The sequence below is a fragment of the Pedobacter sp. GW822-FHT03F06 genome, assembly GCF_058801365.1.
Window position 1 is genome coordinate 22,681 of the sequence record NZ_JBXANE010000016.1, and the last position, 17,104, is coordinate 39,784.

Here is a 17,104-nt window from a genome sequence, read left to right on the forward strand (position 1 = left end):
TTTGTTATAAATTTTAAAGGCTTAGGAAAAAGACCAGGCATATTTTAGCTTTTTTTAACAAATAGCCTGTTGTGACAGCAGTTTTAGATGCTTAAAATTGTAACCACAACCTCTTAAAGATGAATCTAAAAACCTATCTGCTCTTTATTTTGATGTGCTTTTCGACTCAAAGTTTTTCGCAAAAATTTCAAAAATCGGCACTTTTAAAAAATATCAATACCCTACCTATGCCTGATACAGGCAAATTTGTTTCTGCATTCTTTAGCACAAATGAAGAACCTAATATCGTAGCCACACATTTGCTTGCCCCGCAGGTTGATGCTTTGGCAACTATAATTATGACTAGCACCCTGGGTAAAGGACAGATTTTTGCCATAGGCTCATCCGAGTATTTTGAAAGCAAATTATTGAGCGATCAAAATGTCCAAAAACTATTAAAAAACATACTCGAAAATGTAAGCACTCACCATAAAAAACTTAAAGTAGCTGTAACCAAAACAGCTGATGCGGCGTTGCTCAATGCATTAAAAGCCAACAAGGTTAAAGTTTACATAGCCCATGGGAGTAAATTACAGTCAGGTACCGACATTTACTTTTTAACAAATGATGTAAAGGATACAACGGAACTTAAAGCCATTGAAAAATACATATCTGATGGTGGAAGTTTGGTATACGGTTCCCCCTATCCGGGTATTTTTAAACATCGTGACCAAACTAAATCCTATCTCAACGACCTGGTTAAAATAAACAGTTTGCTAAGCAAGGCGGGCATATTTAATGCCTATACTTTATTAATGGCCAAACATCCCAAAGATAGTTTGATACTAAAAAATGAACCTTTTTATCTGCTATTGAAGAATATACTGAGTGAGTTGGCAAAATCTTCTCCTAAAGAGACCACCCCTACCGAATATGCTTATGGTATAGAGCCTACGCTCGACCTGACTTTTTCAAACCATGCGGATACCAGTAGGATTACCAAGAAAATAAAATCGATCCTTTCAATTAGCGACTCACTTCCTATACCAACATTAAAAAGACCACTTGATATTTCAACACCCGCTAAAAAAGCGGGCTATAAATTTTCAAAATATCTTTTTGACAAAAGCCATAATATAGATAAAGCAGCAGATTTTGTTTACCCGGAAAGTAAATCATTTCCAGGCGAAGTGCCTAAAAACGCAAAAAGAACTGTTGAGCAGATCAATATAGATGTTAAAGTAGGCTCGCAGGGATTAGCAGACCCCTATCCGGATTATTATAGGCTGCACAGTACCGGAGTTTACGTACCAGCAGGTGAGAAAGTCAGCATTGTGGCCGATCCTAAATACAAAAATCAACATTTAAAGGCTCAGATAGGTATCCACAACGACGATTTAAAACACATGGATAATCTGGTAAGGGCCGGTTTTGATTTAACCAGATCATTCGAACTGGATAAAGATACGACAAACGTTTTTTCACCTTATGGCGGACTGCTATACATCAGAATTCCAGACAGTTCTACACTTAAATCAATTAATATTACCGCAAGTGGTGTGGTTAAAGCACCTTATTACAAGTTAGAAAAGAATACACTTGCCGAATGGGAAACGATCAAAAATAACCCTGCGCCATGGACAGAGCTGGCTACGGATAAGATTATACTCACCGTACCAACCTATCGCATTAAAAACTTGGAAAACCCAGAATCGTTAATGAAATTCTGGGATCAGGTTATGGATGCTGATGCCGATCTGGCCATTATTAACAGGAACAGAACACATCCCGAAAGGATAATCATTGATAACCAGGTTGCCTACGGCTATATGTATACCGTTTGGGATAAAATTGTGGCACCCGACGATGAAAGTTGCGAATGGATGCTAAACGAAAAAATACTTAAAGAAAAAGGAAGCTGGGGCCATTTCCACGAGTTAGGCCATCGCCATCAATTTTGGGGTCTTGATATGGATGAAGTTAGTGAAATAACCACTAACCTTTATACAATATATGTATATGATAAAGCATTAAAAAAGGGCTTATATAATCACGATGGAATTGCAAGTAGAGATAAAGTAAAGGAGAAAATCCATAATTATCTTCAAAACCAGCCTACTTTTGAAAAATGGGGAAAGAGCCCCTTTACCGCTTTATGCATGTACATCCAAATTATTGAACATTTTGGCTGGCAGTCTATTATCAAAGCCAATAAAATATACCGCGAAATGGATCCTAGCAAATACTACGACTATCCGCTGAGTAACCAACAACGGATAGATCTCTGGTATACAACGATCTGTAAAACTACTGATGCCAATTTATCTTCCTTTTTTGAAGTCTGGAAAATACCGGTGAGTGAAAAAGCAAAAAGCGATACACGCAGCTATAAAACCTGGCTCCCAACCGAGCTTGTTACTTACCTTCCACATTAGGCAACAGTTAGTCATATTAAATCCCATAGAATCAATTTCTTTGGGATTTTTCTGTTTACTTTTTCAGCCGGCGTTTTATTAATGGTTTTCTATTGTTTTCATTTGTATTAATGAGTTCGGCAATGCCTCGGTTTTGGTGCTTTTTGACGCCAAAAAGAAGGAGCCCTTCGGCGGCGACGAACCGAGGCAAGACTATCCGGCAGAACAAAATAAAATATCTTTATACATCATTCATATTGATTTTTATGCAATAAATTTAAACTCAAAATGACGATTTTTGCATGAAGATCCTTCGACTACGCTCAGGATGACAACTTTCAATAGCAAAATATCATCTCAACTGAATCGTTGCCTAGACAGATTTAGCTGCGCTGAGCACTTAGGTAGTTCCCGGCTATGTTGCACCCGATAGCTATCGGGTCCTCGCGAAATGACAGCGGCGTATTGATCCCTCATTCAAAAATGCATTTTAGGTAACTAACATGATAGTTCATTTTCTTGCTTTTTGTTTCAATAATGATTATTATTGATTACACACAAAAACACAAATAAAATGAAACCTAAATTAATCATCATGGCGCTGCTATGCGCTGTCAGTTGGCGCAGCTATGCCCAAACTGAAAAGGGCTCTGGCTTTATAGGCGGAAGCATCAGTTTCGGAACCTCTAAACAAAACAGTTCGTCGCCCAGCTTAAACACGTTTACCTTAACGCCAAGGGGAGGCTATTTTTTAGCCAATAATTTTGCAATAGGCTTAGAAATTCCTTTAAACCTGTCGAAGCTTAGGGGCGAAAGTTATATCGCATGGAATGAAGAATACGGATATTACGAAGACCGCTATGGTCCAAAGGAATTTAGCTTCGGCTTCTCCCCATTTGTACGCAAATATGTGGATGTTAAAAATCGGTTTAAGTTTTTTATGCAAGCTAACCTATTGCTACAGATCAATACTTTTAACAGGATTGATGAAGAAGGTTACCTGATCCGAACAGATGCCAAAATAAAGGGATGGGGAGCAAGCATAAGCCCTGGCTTTAGTTATTTCCTATCCAGACATGCAGCCTTGGAGTTTTCATTGCCAGTTGTATCTTTCTTCCATCAAAATTATTATGCCGAAGAATCGCTCTACAATTACGACAAAACCAATAACCTGAAACTGGCCCTGCAAAACTTTACCCCAACATTTACTTTCAACTATCACTTTTAACAGCTTAAAAATGAAAAATATATTCACCAGAACATTAAGCTTAATCAGCATCAGCTTATTATTTCTTTTAAGCCTTTCCAGCCACGCAATTGCTCAGCGCTTTCGTGGCAAAATAGAATATTACAGCAGTGTATTCCCTTCCGAAGATGGAAAAATCAAGTCTATTAACGGCACTAAAATTGAATACTACAATTCGGTTTTTAAATCGGAAGATGGAAAAGTAAAAACAATAGGCGATAAAAGAGTAGAATACTATAATAGTGTATTCCCTTCTGAGGATGGAAAAATTAAAGCTATTGGCGATATCAGAATTGAATATTATAATTCCGTTTTTAAATCGGAAGACGGAAAAATTAAATCAATCGGTCATATCAAATTTGAGTACAATAATACTGGCTCGCAAAAAAGTGATGGTAAAGTAAAATCAATCACCAATGAAAACGACGATTCCGAATCGGAAGACGCATTAGACACCTATTATTCTATTGAAAGACTCAACTGTCAATAATTTACAATCCCATAAACATTTGAATCCAGATTAATATTTAGTCTGGATTTTTTGTATTTACTGACATTCAAAAAATTAACACAAAATTAACTAAATATATAGTTTTGTGTTGCTTTTTTATTCTATCATTGAATACACAAAAAACACAAATGAAAATGAAAAAACAATTATTAACGTTGGTAGCACTATGCGCTATCGCCTTGGCAACACATGCCCAAACAGAAAAAGGAGATAACTTAATTGGAGGAAGTTTAAGTATTTCTTCTTCAAAAACTGAATCGCCAAATTACGAAAAAAGAAATTTTTACGGCATCAATCCGAGTTATGCACATTTTTTTTCTAAAAACTTAGCAATTGGATTAACTGCGGGTTTTAGCTATAGTAAAAATTTTAATAGCAATTTTGATTCTAATTTCAACACAACCTCTACAAGAACAAGTAAACAAAAAAGTTTTTCAGTGGGGCCTGTAGTGAAATATTATGTAGATATTGTTGACAAACTTAAAGCATTTGGACAGTTTAGTGGAACGATTGGTATTGTAAAAACTAATGAAACCAGTACCTATGCTTATAATTATCCACTTAGTTCAAAATTCACACAATATCATGCATCTATACAACCTGGACTAGCATTTTTTCCAACTAAAAAACTGAGCATAGAGCTTGGTTTCCGTTTATTATCATACAATAAAATTGATTACGACGGTAAAGAGCCTTCAAATATTTGGTACGAAACAGAAGCATTTGATTTTGGGTTTAACACTTTTAGCCCATTTCTTGGATTTAACTTTCACTTTTAAAATCATAGAAGCTGTCCTATAAAGTTAATTTTAAATCGAATCTGTCACGCTGTCCAAAGGACTCCTACGGAGAGCCTGTCGAAACGCTAAATCATATATTTTGGCTAATCCTTCGACAGGCTCAGGATGACAAAATCAATACTAATGAGACAGTCTCTTTTATTTCTTTTTCGTTTCAATATTCGGTAAGAACCCTGTTAACAAACCGATTAAAGGCAGAAATGCACAAACATTAAATACATATTCGATACTGGTAGAATCGGCTAATTTGCCCAACAAAGCCGATCCGATGCCACCCATGCCAAAGGCAAAGCCAAAAAATAGCCCTGCAACCAAACCAACTTTCCCAGGAATCAACTCCTGTGCATAAACAAGTATTGCGGAGAATGCGGATGCCAAAATCATCCCGATGGGAACAATAAGTACCCCTACCCAAAACAGGTTGGCATGTGGCAGTAATAATGCAAATGGAGCAGTTCCTAATATAGATGCCCATATTACATATTTCCGTCCTATTTTATCGCCTATTGGTCCGCCCAGCAAGGTTCCGGCAGCTACCGAAAATAAGAATACAAATAAATAGATCTGCGAGGTTTGCACTGAAACATGGAATTTATCGATCAGGTAAAAGGTAAAATAATTGGTCAGACTCGCCATGTAGAAATACTTCGAGAAAATCAACAAGAGTAAGATACAAACAGAAAAAATCACCTTAGTTCTCGAAAATTGATTCACAACAGTTTGAATATTGATTTTTTTACTTCTTGAAAGCATAAATCCCCTGTACCAATTGCCTACATAGGTTAAAATAATAATGGCCAAAAGTGCAATTACCGAAAACCAGATTACGCTGAACTGTCCGTATGGAACAATGATCCAGGCAGCCAACAACGGACCCAAAGAACTCCCTGCATTACCTCCTAATTGAAAAACAGATTGAGCCAATCCCCTCTTTCCTCCTGATGCGGCGTGTGCCATACGTGACGCCTCGGGGTGAAATATAGAAGAACCTATCCCAATAAAACATACAGAAAGCAATATAGTGTAGAAATGGGTTGATTGTGAAAGCGAAATTAACCCGATCAGGGTAAAACCCATCCCTACTGCCAGTGAATATGGCTGAGGCTTTTTATCTGTATACAAACCCACAAATGGCTGTAATAATGATGCCGCCAATTGAAAGGTCAAAGTAATTAAACCAATTTGCGAAAAACTTAAATGATAACTGGTTTTGATGATGGGGTAAATAGCAGGAATTAGCGACTGTATGGTATCATTAAGTAAATGCGAAAAACTTAATGCGAAAAGTATCGGGAAAACGGTTTTTTCAATAATGGTAGTGGTCGTGCTATTCTCAGTCATATCGGTAAATTATGCTGCCAAAAATAGTGATTATAAATTTTTAAACTACTCCGTTTGTCCTTGCGAAAACCAAACATTTTTATAAAGTTCTGGTTTTATAGCTATGGAAAAGAACAGAAAAATTGTCGGCTTATGCGGAAGTTTAAGAAAAGGATCGTACAATGCCATGCTACTTAAAGTTGCAGGCGGTTTAATCCCTGAAGGTATCCAATTTGAAACGGTGACTTTCGATGATATTCCCATTTACAACGCAGACCTCGATTTACCAGAAACAGAAGAAAGGCCCGCAAGTGTATCAAAATTCAGAGATGCGCTAGCCAGTGCCGATGCTTTTATTATTGTTTCTCCCGAATATAACTATTCAATTCCCGGTGGATTAAAAAATGCCATCGACTGGGCCAGCCGTGGAAAAGATTCGCCTTTGATGCATAAACCGGTTGCCCTGATGGGTGCAACACAGGGCATGTGGGGAACAGTTAGAATGCAAACTGCATTTTTGCCTGTTTTTACCTTCCTGAATATGAATCCGGTTTTACAACCAGAAGTGTTAGTTGCCCAGGCTCAAAATAAATTCGATGCTGAAGGAAATCTGATCGACGAGAAAACCATTGGTATCATCAAAAAGAAAATAGAAAATTTAATTTCTGCCTGCAAAGTTTAATTCAAAACGGCAAAGCCCCCATCCAAAACCTGCCATTTTAGACACCTCAAAGTCTGACATTTATACAAAAAAAGTCAGATTGTCAATTTGTCATGCCTAAAAAATTAATCAATCGATTAATTTTTAGTCACACGAAAATAATATTGAATTAACACTAATTTCATATCTGTTTATCAATTAGACAGTTGAGCAAAAACTGATTTTTTGATGACTCAGACTAAGTTTTTTGGCACAAGTGTTGACTTTTAGGCAAATATAGTCAGATATTAAAATAGTAAAAATTGACTATATTTTAATAACAAATAAATAATTAAAAAGATGAAAAAACTATTATTATCTTTAGTAGCAGTAGCAGGTTTAGTTTATGGTGCACAAGCACAAACTGAAAAAGGAAATTTTATGTTAGGTGGTAATGTAGGTGTAAACTCTACAAAAGTTGACGGCGCTCCAAAAGCAGATTTCAACTTTAGCGTATTACCAAGTGTTGGTTATTTTATCAGCAACAATTTTGCAATCGGTACAGGTGTTGGTTACGAATACAATAAGGAAGTAAGCAACAAAACTAAGGATGGTGCTTTTAAAGTTGCTCCATTCGGACGTTACTATGTTGGTTTATCTGATCAATTCAAATTCTTCGGACAATTATCAGTGCCATTGGCATTTGGTGAGTTAAAAGCAACTGATGCTAACGGCGATAACGCAGTTAAATTGGGTACTACTACTAAAATCGGTGTAGAACTTGCTCCAGGATTTGCGTTTTTCCCAACAAAAAGAATCGGTATCGAACTTTCGGTTAAAGGTTTAAGCTACGAAAATTATACTGTTAAAGCTGAAGGAACTGGCGCTAAAGTTAAAACCAACACTTTTGGCCTAAACGCTGATACTTTCGCACCAAGATTAGGTGTACAGTTCTACTTTTAATTATACCTTCCTTCGGGAAATGTTTAATAAATGACTTTTTTTTCAAGAAGCGTCCCGGTTTACCATCGGGACGCTTTTTGTTTTACTTCTTTTCTCTAATGGCTTTAAATTCAGATCCGTTTTTCCATTTCGGATAAGAATCTTCATTACTAATGCGGTAGCCCATATCAAAGAGCATTCTTACATCTTCTACAATACCTGATAAATCCCATGTTTTGGCATCGAAATTATCCTGTGGCGAATGATAACGGAACTTTGTAAAATCGGCCACTTGTTTTAATCCCCATGTTCTGCCGTTTTTAATGTTATCTACGCCTGAACCTGTAAACAGTGAGGGTACACCAACCTTAGCCAGATTAAAATGATCTGAACGGTAGTATAATCCTGAAGACGGAACAGGATCTGGCACGATTACCCTTCCCTGTTTTTTAGCCGCCGCTGTAGCATAATCTTCCAGTTCTGACTGGCCAAAGCCGTACACCACAATATCTTTGGTTTTACCAGCTATACCCATCATATCCATATTGATATTGGCTACGGTTTTGGCTAGTGGAAAAGCAGGATGTTTGGCATAATACTCAGAACCTAAAAGGCCCTGTTCTTCGGCCGTATAAGAAATAAATAAAATGGTACGCCCTGGTGCTTTAGGCAACTTTTTAAAGGCCGAAGCAATTTCGAATAAAGCGGCTACGCCTGTTGCATTATCAACCGCTCCGTTGTAAATCGAATCACCCTGTATTTTCTCTCCTACCCCTAAATGATCCCAATGTGCGGAATAAATAATAGCTTCATCTTTACGTTTATCGCCAGGTATTTTAGCCAGAACATTATAAGTGACCGATTTTTTGATGGTATTTTTAACCTTTACTGAAGTTGTAATGTTTAAATCGACAGCTTTAAAACCTTTTTTCCGAGCACTTAAAGCCAATTGATCGAATGATTTACCATCCAATGCAAATAGTTGTTTCGCCTTATCTAAAGTAATCCAGCCTTCTACTTCAGCCCTGCTCATTCCATTGTCTTCGCTTTGCAGGGTAAGTTTAGATTTCGACCAGCCACTTCGAACAACTGTCCAGGGGTAAGCTGCCGGCTCGGTATCATGAACAATAATAATCCCTGTAGCCCCCTGACGGGCTGCTTCTTCGAACTTATAGGTCCATCTGCCATAGTAAGTCATATTTTTCCCTTTAAACAAGGTAGAATCGGCAAAGCCAGGGTCATTAATCAACACCACTACTGTTTTTCCTTTTACATCAAGGTTCGCATAATCGTTCCAGCCATACTCGGGTGCAACAATGCCATAACCGGCAAAAACCAGTGGCGAGTTATTCATGCCTACTTCATCTTGCACACGGCGGGTACCGGCTACAAAATCAGTTAGATAATTTAAGGTTAAAGATGCTGTTTTGCCTTTAAACACCATTTTATCTTCAGGTACCGATTTAATCTCCACCATAGGAACCTCCTGAAAGAAACTGTCACCATTGCCTGGCTGTAAGCCCAATTTTTCGAACTGAGTTTTTAGATAATTAATGGTTTTGGTTTCTCCATTCGTAAAAGGCTTTCGCCCTTCTAAACTATCAGCTGCAATTACCGATAAATATTGAGTTAAACTCGAGTCATTAATGGCCTTGATGGCTAAAGAATCGGCATCAACATCAGTGCTTTTTGTGCCTTGCTTACAGGAACCAAAGAAAACGAGCGCACAACTGGAAAGCAGAAGGAATTTTTTCATTTATAAAGGATTGTTTTTTGATAATTAATCGCATTTGCTGAAAAATACGAAGAAAATGGCAAATTCTTACAGGTATTTATGAAACGTATCGTCATCTCGACCGCAGTGGAGAGATCTGAATAAGGGAAAATTATTTCTTAATCAGCTTAAATTTCTTTAACTGCTGCCCGTTTTTATTGATCACACCTACATAAACACCTGTAGATAAAGCATTAAGGGCAAATTTATTAGAACTTGTGGCCTTTTCTTCAAAAACCTTTTGTCCTAAAATATTAAAAATAGATAAACTATAATCTTCGAACGATCCGCTCAGAATAGTTAAATAATCGGCTACGGGGTTAGGGAAGAAAGAAAATTCATTCTCTTTAAGGAATACAACAGATACCAGATCGCTCTGCACCTGACCGCTGGCCGTTTCGAAAGTAACGCGATAAAACTGGATGCCAGCTTTCGGCTTATCGTCAAAAATGGTATAATCGAGTTGATTCTGAACAGGTTGAGTTTGCTGTAAAACCGTGTAAGTATTAACTCCCGTCTGTTTTTCCCAAATAATATTCTTTAAATCCAAAGTACTTCCAATACTCAGATCGAGTTTTACTTTATCCTCACTTACAGATGCAGATAAATTCTTCACATAACAGGCAATGCCTTGTTGTGTATAGTCGATGGTATAACTTTTTAAACCTGTAAAATCTACTCCGTTAGCTGCTATCGCAAAATATCTACTATTAATCTTGCTTGCATCAAGCTTAACTATGGTATCAGTGAGGGTTAACACCGGAGAAAGCATATTATCTACGATATTGTACAAAGTATAATCTTTTGCCCCAGGCTGTGGATTCCAGTTGAGCACCGCCCCGTCTTTACATACATAGCCAACTTTCAATACCCTTGGACTAGAAATTGTAAATGATTGACTCAATATTACATTTCCCTCCACTTCCATTTTTATCATTGCTTTAGCAAACAAATCTGGCGTGTCCCAATGGTAAAAACCTTTACTTAAATCGATCCCCGAAGCAATTGATTTCCATGTAGTCCCTCCATCATAGCTCACCGATAAGTTTCCGGTTTTACTGGTGTAAGTATTTTCCCACCTGATGTAGTTTTGTTCATTGGCAAAAAACTGTTCGTTTTTTTCGGGATTGATGAACGAAAAAGTGTTTTTGAGTGTATAACGATAAGCCATCGCAAAGCGCTGGCTATTGCCCTGTGCGATCCTGTTACCCTTAACATGAATCCTATAAGCACCCGCCGAGGGATTATCAAGGCTAACCTGCTGAATGGTATTGATAACGTCGGCTTTACGCACCGCTGGTTTTGAGAGGGAATCTAAATGAGGAAAGCTGCTTAACACCCAGGGCAGCGTTAAATTTCCGGCAGGATTTTCTAGACTTAAATCCAATCCATTAACCAAACTTTGTGCTGCATTTACCACAGCAGGAGGATCGTTCCAGGTAATGGTTAGTTTCACTTCAGCTACATTTACCGGAATTGCCAGGGGAATAAGCAAATCCTGATTTTTGGCCACTTCGTACAAAGACACCCTGTTTTCATCTAAAGTTTTTAACGACTGGGCGACATTCAATTTTCCATAGCCATATAAAAAATCTAGCTGTGGTGTTCCCAAGTCATCAGCCGAATTAATTACTGTTGCTCTAATCAATGAAGCAGAAGCCGCTTTTTTATATTTCTGCTGATAAAATTGTTCTAACAAAGCGATTGATCCACTGGTAATTGCAGCAGAGCCCGATGTTCCGTCTTCGCCCAAGGCAACAAGTTCCGGTTTTACGCGTCCATCATATGCAGGACCTTTGCTGCTCAGGTTTTCAGAAATATTTTCTCTATTAATCCCCCCTATCACCAATAAGTTTTTAGCCTGCTTAAAATTGCCTGTTAAATTGGCTCTGGCGGTTATCCCTTGATAAAAACCAACTGATGGCGTTGCTGTTCCTTTATTTCCGGCAGAAAAAACATGGATCAAAGTATCGGTTTCGTAAATCTGCTTATCATACGCAGCTGCTTCCATTCCGTAGTCATTGTCTATATCGGTACCATATGAATGGTTTTGAACCTTAATCTGAAGCCGGTTTAAATCAGTCACCAAATCTGGCATTAAATTAGAAAAATCAGAATATGCCAGTTTGGATTTAGGCGCGGCACCTAAACCACGGATAAAGGAATTGCCGTTTCCTAATGCCAAAGTAGCCATAATGGTCGCGTGGGAGGTTGGCGTTTTGCCGATAATCGCACCAGGTAAAGTTTTACCTAATAGATCAAGATCGGCCGCATCGTACATCCCTTCTTTAAAGGAAACATTTATTCCCGCACCATCAATACCTGGAAAAAGACTGTGGGCATTAGAAATTTGGTTTAAGCCCAGGTCGAGTCCATTAATTACCACCTCCTCTTTAGCAACAGGTAAAACATCAGCGTATAAAACGTCATCCTGCTCCAATATCAACATTAAATCAGCCGGCAAAATATAAAGCATAATCATGTTGTTGATATCATCTATTGATTTTATGCTTAATTTTTTAGTTGAAACAGGTAAAGCATTTACATTTTTAAAGGATAACCTGACCAGAATGGAATCGTCCTTTTTTGTAGACCTGGCGAGCACTTTGATTAACCGATCGCTGGCCTTCCATAGTCCGTTAGCTTTTTCTTGATAAATTACATGATTGGAGAGGCTGGAAACAGCCGATTTTTCGACAATAAAATAATCGCCGGCAAGTTTCTTTTTAGGATGCAATAACTGAATTTCGGTAGCCGTTAACTTACGGTTGAACCGAACCAAAATGAGGCTTTCGGCACTTAATTTTTGCGAATTGCCAGTTTTGGAAATATATTTCTCAAAATATTTTTCTATTCCACCAGGTTGTACTTGTGCGTTTAAACCAAACACAGACAGACAAAAACATATAACTAAAAATACAGTAGCGACTCTCAATATTTATTTTATTGTAAAATTTTGTTTACATCATTTATCTTCCCTAAATTAGGATTTATAAGGTAATCCACAAATTTTATTAACTAACTTATTTAACCTAAACTAATTTAATTCTAACTAAGATGAAAAGAACAAAATTTTTATCGATTGCAGCAGCATGCCTTCTACTCACGAACCTATACTCATGTAAGAGTAATAATACAGAAAATGCCATAGAAAACAAAACTGATATTTCAGCAGACAAGTTATCACAGATCAAATCCTTAGGCTTCAGTACCGACAATATCCGTAAGATAGATGAAGGTTATTTGGTAGAGGGAGATATTCTTTTAACTGACGACAATTTAGCTGAACCTTCTACTGGTGCAAATTTAAACATTGCCGAAACTGAACAGTACCGAACCACAAACATTGTTAAATCATTACCACGCGTAATTACAGTGTCGGTAACCAATTTACCTCAGGTATATAGCGATGCGGTTAATACCATGATTTCGAGATACAACTCATTGGGTTTACGTATTACTTTCCAAAGGGCTAGCGCAGGTACAACCGGAAATATTAATGTTGTGGGTTTTAACGAAGGTCCAAGTGGTGGCTTTATTACCTTAGGCTCTGCGGGCTTCCCTACTTCTTCAGGTCAGCCTTTTAACCAGATCAGAATGAACACCAATACAGCGGCATATGGTACCAATCCTAATTTATTGTATCTGGCTTCAGTTATCCAGCACGAAGTTGGCCATTGCATCGGTTTCCGCCATACAGATTATATGAACCGTGCCTTTAGCTGTGGCGCAAGTGGCGCAGGTAACGAAGGTGCATCAAACGTAGGCGCAATTAGAATCCCAGGAACGCCTTCAACTCCTGATGCAGGCTCATTTATGCTAGCTTGTTCTAATGGTGGCAACCGTACTTTCAACGCAAATGATGTGATTGCAGTAAATTACCTTTACAAATAAAAACATTAACGGATTACCTTAACAGATCAGAAGCCCCGAAAATTTCGGGGCTTTTTTGTTTATTAACCACAGATGGACACTATCTGTGGTTAATTAAATAACAAAATGGTTTGTGAGGACACAAACCATGGCGGGAAAAAAGTTGCAATAGAAAGGTTTAAGTTTGGAACACAACCCTAACTAACCAAACCTGATAGCGCCAAATAGCTCCCGATTTAAACCAATATTGTATTAAGAAAATTTCAAATCGGAACTATAGACAATAGCAGGGCTGAAATAACCGAAGAACTACCTGAGCCTGCTTTCCAAAAAAGCTATCTAACAGTAAACACTAATTAGATAGATTGACACGCCTAATGAAGGTTTATGCAGCAGTGGCGAGTTTTTCGGAGCGCAATACCTGTGCAGAACATCCAGCCTCACCCCGTTTTTCGCTTATACGCTTCACTGCCTCGTACCTCGTTGCTGCAGGGTAAACGCTTCAACCGGGGCTAGGTGGCCAAGGCAGTATTCCATTTTTGAGGTTGCAGGGTGCCTGTTTTGGGTCTTCAACTGATAGCTCCCGATTTAAACCAATATTGTATTTAAGAAAAATCAAATCGGGACTATTGGCAATAGCAGGACTGAAATAACCCAAGAACTACCGGAGCCTGCTTTCCAAAAAATTATAAAATGGCTTGTGGGGACACAAACCATGGCGAAAGGGGAAAAACTCTGCAATAGAAAGGTTTAAATTTGGAACACGACCCTAACTAACCAAACCTGATAGCGCCGAATAGCTCCCGATTTAAACCGATATTGTATTTAAGAAAATTTCAAATCGGGACTATAGGCAATAGCAGGGCTGAAATAACCGAAGAACTACCTGAGCCTGCTTTCCAAAAAATTATAAAATGGTTTGTGAGGACACAAACCATGGCAAGGAAATTAGCTTCGCAATGACGACTTATCGTTATAAAAAATGGCCTGCGTTTCCACAGGCCATTGCAATAATTATTGTATTCAAAACTATTTCCCGTTCTGTTCGATATCTCTGTCCATTTCTACCAGATCAACATCACTTGGTTCAGAAAAATCGCCGATTAAATATTTGTTAAAATGATCAGCCAACTTCCAGAAAGCATACTCTGTCATATCTCCAAAGCCATGGCGCTGACCAGGAATAATCAGGAAATCGAAACGTTTACCTGCTTTCATTAAAGCATTGGCCACACGGATAGAGTTTGCCGGATGCACATTGTTATCCACATCACCGTGCATCAATAACAAATGTCCTTTTAAGTTTTTGGCCAGATCAGGGTTTTTATCAATGCTGTATTTAAATGAGGTATCGCCCTTTAACGAAATGGTTTCTTTCACCCCGTGGTGTTTTTCGCTCCACCAGCGGTTGTAAATGCTATTATCGTGGTTTCCTGCGTTCGAAACCGCAGCTTTAAAGAAATCAGGATAAACCAACATAGCAGCGGTTGACATAAAACCACCTCCAGAGTGACCTGTAATGCCCACTTTCGATTCGTCGATGTAAGAATATTTGGCTGCCAATTGCTCAATAGCAGTTTTCTTATCTGCCAAACCGTAATCGCGCAAATTGCCATAACCATAAGTATGGTACCATTTAGAACGAGAAGGGTTTCCACCTCGGTTACCTACTGTAATTACGATATAACCAAATTGAGCTAAACGCTCCGTACGGTCCATGCTCTTACTAAAAGCTTTGTTTACAGCTTCGGTTTGTGGGCCTGGGTAAACATATTCAATAACCGGATACTTTTTATTAGGATCGAAATCGAAAGGTTTATACATTACGCCGTACAGATCGGTAATTCCGTCATCTGCTTTTACTTTGAAAGGTTCAGGGAATTTGTAACCTGCTGTTATTAATAATGAAAGATCTGTAGTTTCAAGATCCATCACTTTTTTTCCGGTTCCGTTATAAAGCGTCGCCTTTGGCGCTGTGTTTACCCTCGAATAATTATCAACAAAAAAAGTATTGTTATCGTTCATATTCGCCACATGGTCAAAATCACCTGCATTTAACAGTTTCATGTTCGAGCCATCAAAATTGATGCTGTATAAATGTAAGTAATAAGGATCTTCTTTACTTTCCCTTCCATTTGCCGTAAAATAAAGGATACGTTTTTTCTCGTCGATATTTACAATACTCTCGCAGTGGAAAGCGCCTTTGGTAATCTGATTTTTCAGCTTCCCATTTCCGTCAAAAAGATAAAAATGTGCCCAACCATCGCGCTCACTCCAATGAATCAGTTCATTGCCGTCATTTACCAAACCTGGGCGGTTAACTTCAACATAGGTATTAAAACGTTCGTCGATTAAAGGCGTAACTTTTCCGCTGGCAATATCAACCGTACCGATGTCGATACGTTTTAAATCGCGGCTGGTGCGCGAAAAATAGAACCTGCTATCGTTACCCAACCAAATAGATGGACGGAATTCGTTATCGCGGTCTTTATTTAATGATGGTTTGCTCCAAACTGAAACACTTTGATCTTTAAAAGCGGCAACACTCAGTTTTTTATAAGATTTTGCAGCAAAATCGAACAATAAAACTTCATCCTGAGGGGCTTCTGCCTCTCCCGGCATCTGATATTTATAGGTTTCTAACGTCGGACGGCCAGGTGTAACACTATTAATTACCCAAAGATCTTTAACCTTACGCGAATCGGTTCTGTCCAACACGAAATATTTCGAATTCGGCGACCAAAGTACATAAGCACCGCGTCGTTTTTTATTGTTTTTTTCGTTCTCTACGTTGTTCTCACCATCGCCGTCACTTCCATACGAATAAAATTTAACACCGTCTTTAGTGAGCTGATGTTCTACAATCGTGCTGTCATCTTCATTTTTGACCGCTTTTTTGTAGTTGTCTTTATCCATCCAATACAAGTTGTAGTTACGGGAGAAGATAATGGCCGACGAATCTGGCGCTACCGATCCCCATGATGGTTTTGGCTTTGGCTTACTGAAGTTTGGCACCTCAGTTAATTTCGCGCTGGCCAGTTCGTATTTGAAAGAAAATATTTTCTTCTGCATAGAATCTGCCGCTTTTTTATCTTTTCTGTCTTTTTTCAACTCATCGACCGTGCTTTTGATTTCGAAAGAAATACTTTTTTCATCAGCAGCAAATTTCAGATTTTCAAGCGGTAAATGTTCGGCATCGAATGGATCGCGAACAATCAGGGTAATATCTGCTGCCAGTTTAGCATTATCAAACATCAGCTTTTTGCTTTTTGATGCAGGATCTACAAGGTACCAGAATTTTCCTTTCGGGCTTTCGAAAGTATACCAAAAACGGTTGCTTAACTTTAGCCAATGCGGATCTACAGCCGTAGAATAAACCATTTTTTTCAACTTATTTGGCGAAAAACGCGATGCAAGCTGATAATTTGCTTTAGGCTGTGGCTGAAGACTTTCGGTTAGGGTAAATGTTTTATTTTGTGCAGCTACAGTTAAGGATAAAAACTGCGCACACAACAGGAGTTTATAAAGTTTATTCATCAAAATTTGTTTGAGCCGCTAAATTATTTAATTAAAGCATATTAAGCAGGCTTTAATGTGTAATAAAA

11 protein-coding genes are annotated in these 17,104 nt (G+C 38.2%); 7 read left to right on the forward strand and 4 right to left on the reverse strand.

Going from position 1 to position 17,104, the window contains the following annotated elements; translation table 11 throughout:
• Nucleotides 1-119: 119 nt before the first annotated feature.
• The 4 genes from AC1RJ8_RS22630 (at nt 120) to AC1RJ8_RS22645 (ending at nt 4,929) form a co-directional block, all read left to right on the forward strand.
• Nucleotides 120-2,414 (forward strand): M60 family metallopeptidase, encoded by a 2,295-nt coding sequence (locus tag AC1RJ8_RS22630; RefSeq protein ID WP_492955868.1) that lies wholly within the window; start codon nt 120-122, stop codon nt 2,412-2,414.
• A 553-nt stretch (nt 2,415-2,967) separates the two neighbouring features.
• A complete protein-coding gene (locus AC1RJ8_RS22635; RefSeq protein ID WP_492955867.1) occupies nt 2,968-3,621 on the forward strand; it encodes a hypothetical protein in 654 nt (217 codons plus the stop codon).
• Between the two features lie 10 nt (nt 3,622-3,631).
• Nucleotides 3,632-4,129: a hypothetical protein gene (locus tag AC1RJ8_RS22640; protein ID WP_492955866.1), complete on the forward strand. Its 498-nt coding sequence runs from the start codon at nt 3,632-3,634 to the stop codon at nt 4,127-4,129.
• A 155-nt stretch (nt 4,130-4,284) separates the two neighbouring features.
• Nucleotides 4,285-4,929 carry an outer membrane beta-barrel protein gene (locus AC1RJ8_RS22645; RefSeq protein ID WP_492955865.1) on the forward strand — a complete coding sequence of 215 codons (645 nt, stop codon included), beginning with the start codon at nt 4,285-4,287 and terminating at the stop codon, nt 4,927-4,929.
• 159 nt (nt 4,930-5,088) lie between these two features.
• Here the strand turns inward: AC1RJ8_RS22645 and AC1RJ8_RS22650 are convergent, their stop codons facing one another.
• Complete coding sequence (locus AC1RJ8_RS22650) at nt 5,089-6,291, reverse strand: MFS transporter (protein ID WP_492955864.1); 1,203 nt, start codon at nt 6,289-6,291, stop codon at nt 5,089-5,091.
• A gap of 103 nt (nt 6,292-6,394) precedes the next feature.
• Between AC1RJ8_RS22650 and AC1RJ8_RS22655 the strand changes: the two genes are divergently transcribed.
• Together AC1RJ8_RS22655 and AC1RJ8_RS22660 are read left to right on the forward strand one after the other, a co-directional pair.
• A complete protein-coding gene (locus AC1RJ8_RS22655) occupies nt 6,395-6,952 on the forward strand; it encodes an NADPH-dependent FMN reductase (RefSeq protein ID WP_492955863.1) in 558 nt (185 codons plus the stop codon).
• 318 nt (nt 6,953-7,270) lie between these two features.
• Nucleotides 7,271-7,873, forward strand: coding sequence for an outer membrane beta-barrel protein (locus AC1RJ8_RS22660; RefSeq protein ID WP_492955862.1), 603 nt, complete (start codon nt 7,271-7,273; stop codon nt 7,871-7,873).
• 82 nt (nt 7,874-7,955) lie between these two features.
• On the opposite strand, the gene AC1RJ8_RS22665 is transcribed toward AC1RJ8_RS22660, so the two are convergent.
• Both AC1RJ8_RS22665 and AC1RJ8_RS22670 read right to left on the reverse strand, forming a co-directional pair.
• On the reverse strand, nt 7,956-9,608 hold the full coding sequence (locus AC1RJ8_RS22665) for a M28 family metallopeptidase (RefSeq protein ID WP_492955861.1): 1,653 nt from the start codon (nt 9,606-9,608) through the stop codon (nt 7,956-7,958).
• A gap of 130 nt (nt 9,609-9,738) precedes the next feature.
• Nucleotides 9,739-12,516 (reverse strand): S8 family serine peptidase, encoded by a 2,778-nt coding sequence (locus tag AC1RJ8_RS22670; RefSeq protein ID WP_492955860.1) that lies wholly within the window; start codon nt 12,514-12,516, stop codon nt 9,739-9,741.
• A 167-nt stretch (nt 12,517-12,683) separates the two neighbouring features.
• Between AC1RJ8_RS22670 and AC1RJ8_RS22675 the strand changes: the two genes are divergently transcribed.
• Nucleotides 12,684-13,520, forward strand: coding sequence for a M57 family metalloprotease (locus AC1RJ8_RS22675; protein ID WP_492955859.1), 837 nt, complete (start codon nt 12,684-12,686; stop codon nt 13,518-13,520).
• A 1,008-nt stretch (nt 13,521-14,528) separates the two neighbouring features.
• Here the strand turns inward: AC1RJ8_RS22675 and AC1RJ8_RS22680 are convergent.
• The gene (locus AC1RJ8_RS22680; protein WP_492955858.1) at nt 14,529-17,036 is read right to left on the reverse strand and encodes a S9 family peptidase; all 2,508 of its coding nucleotides are present in this window, start codon (nt 17,034-17,036) and stop codon (nt 14,529-14,531) included.
• Nucleotides 17,037-17,104 lie beyond the last annotated feature (68 nt).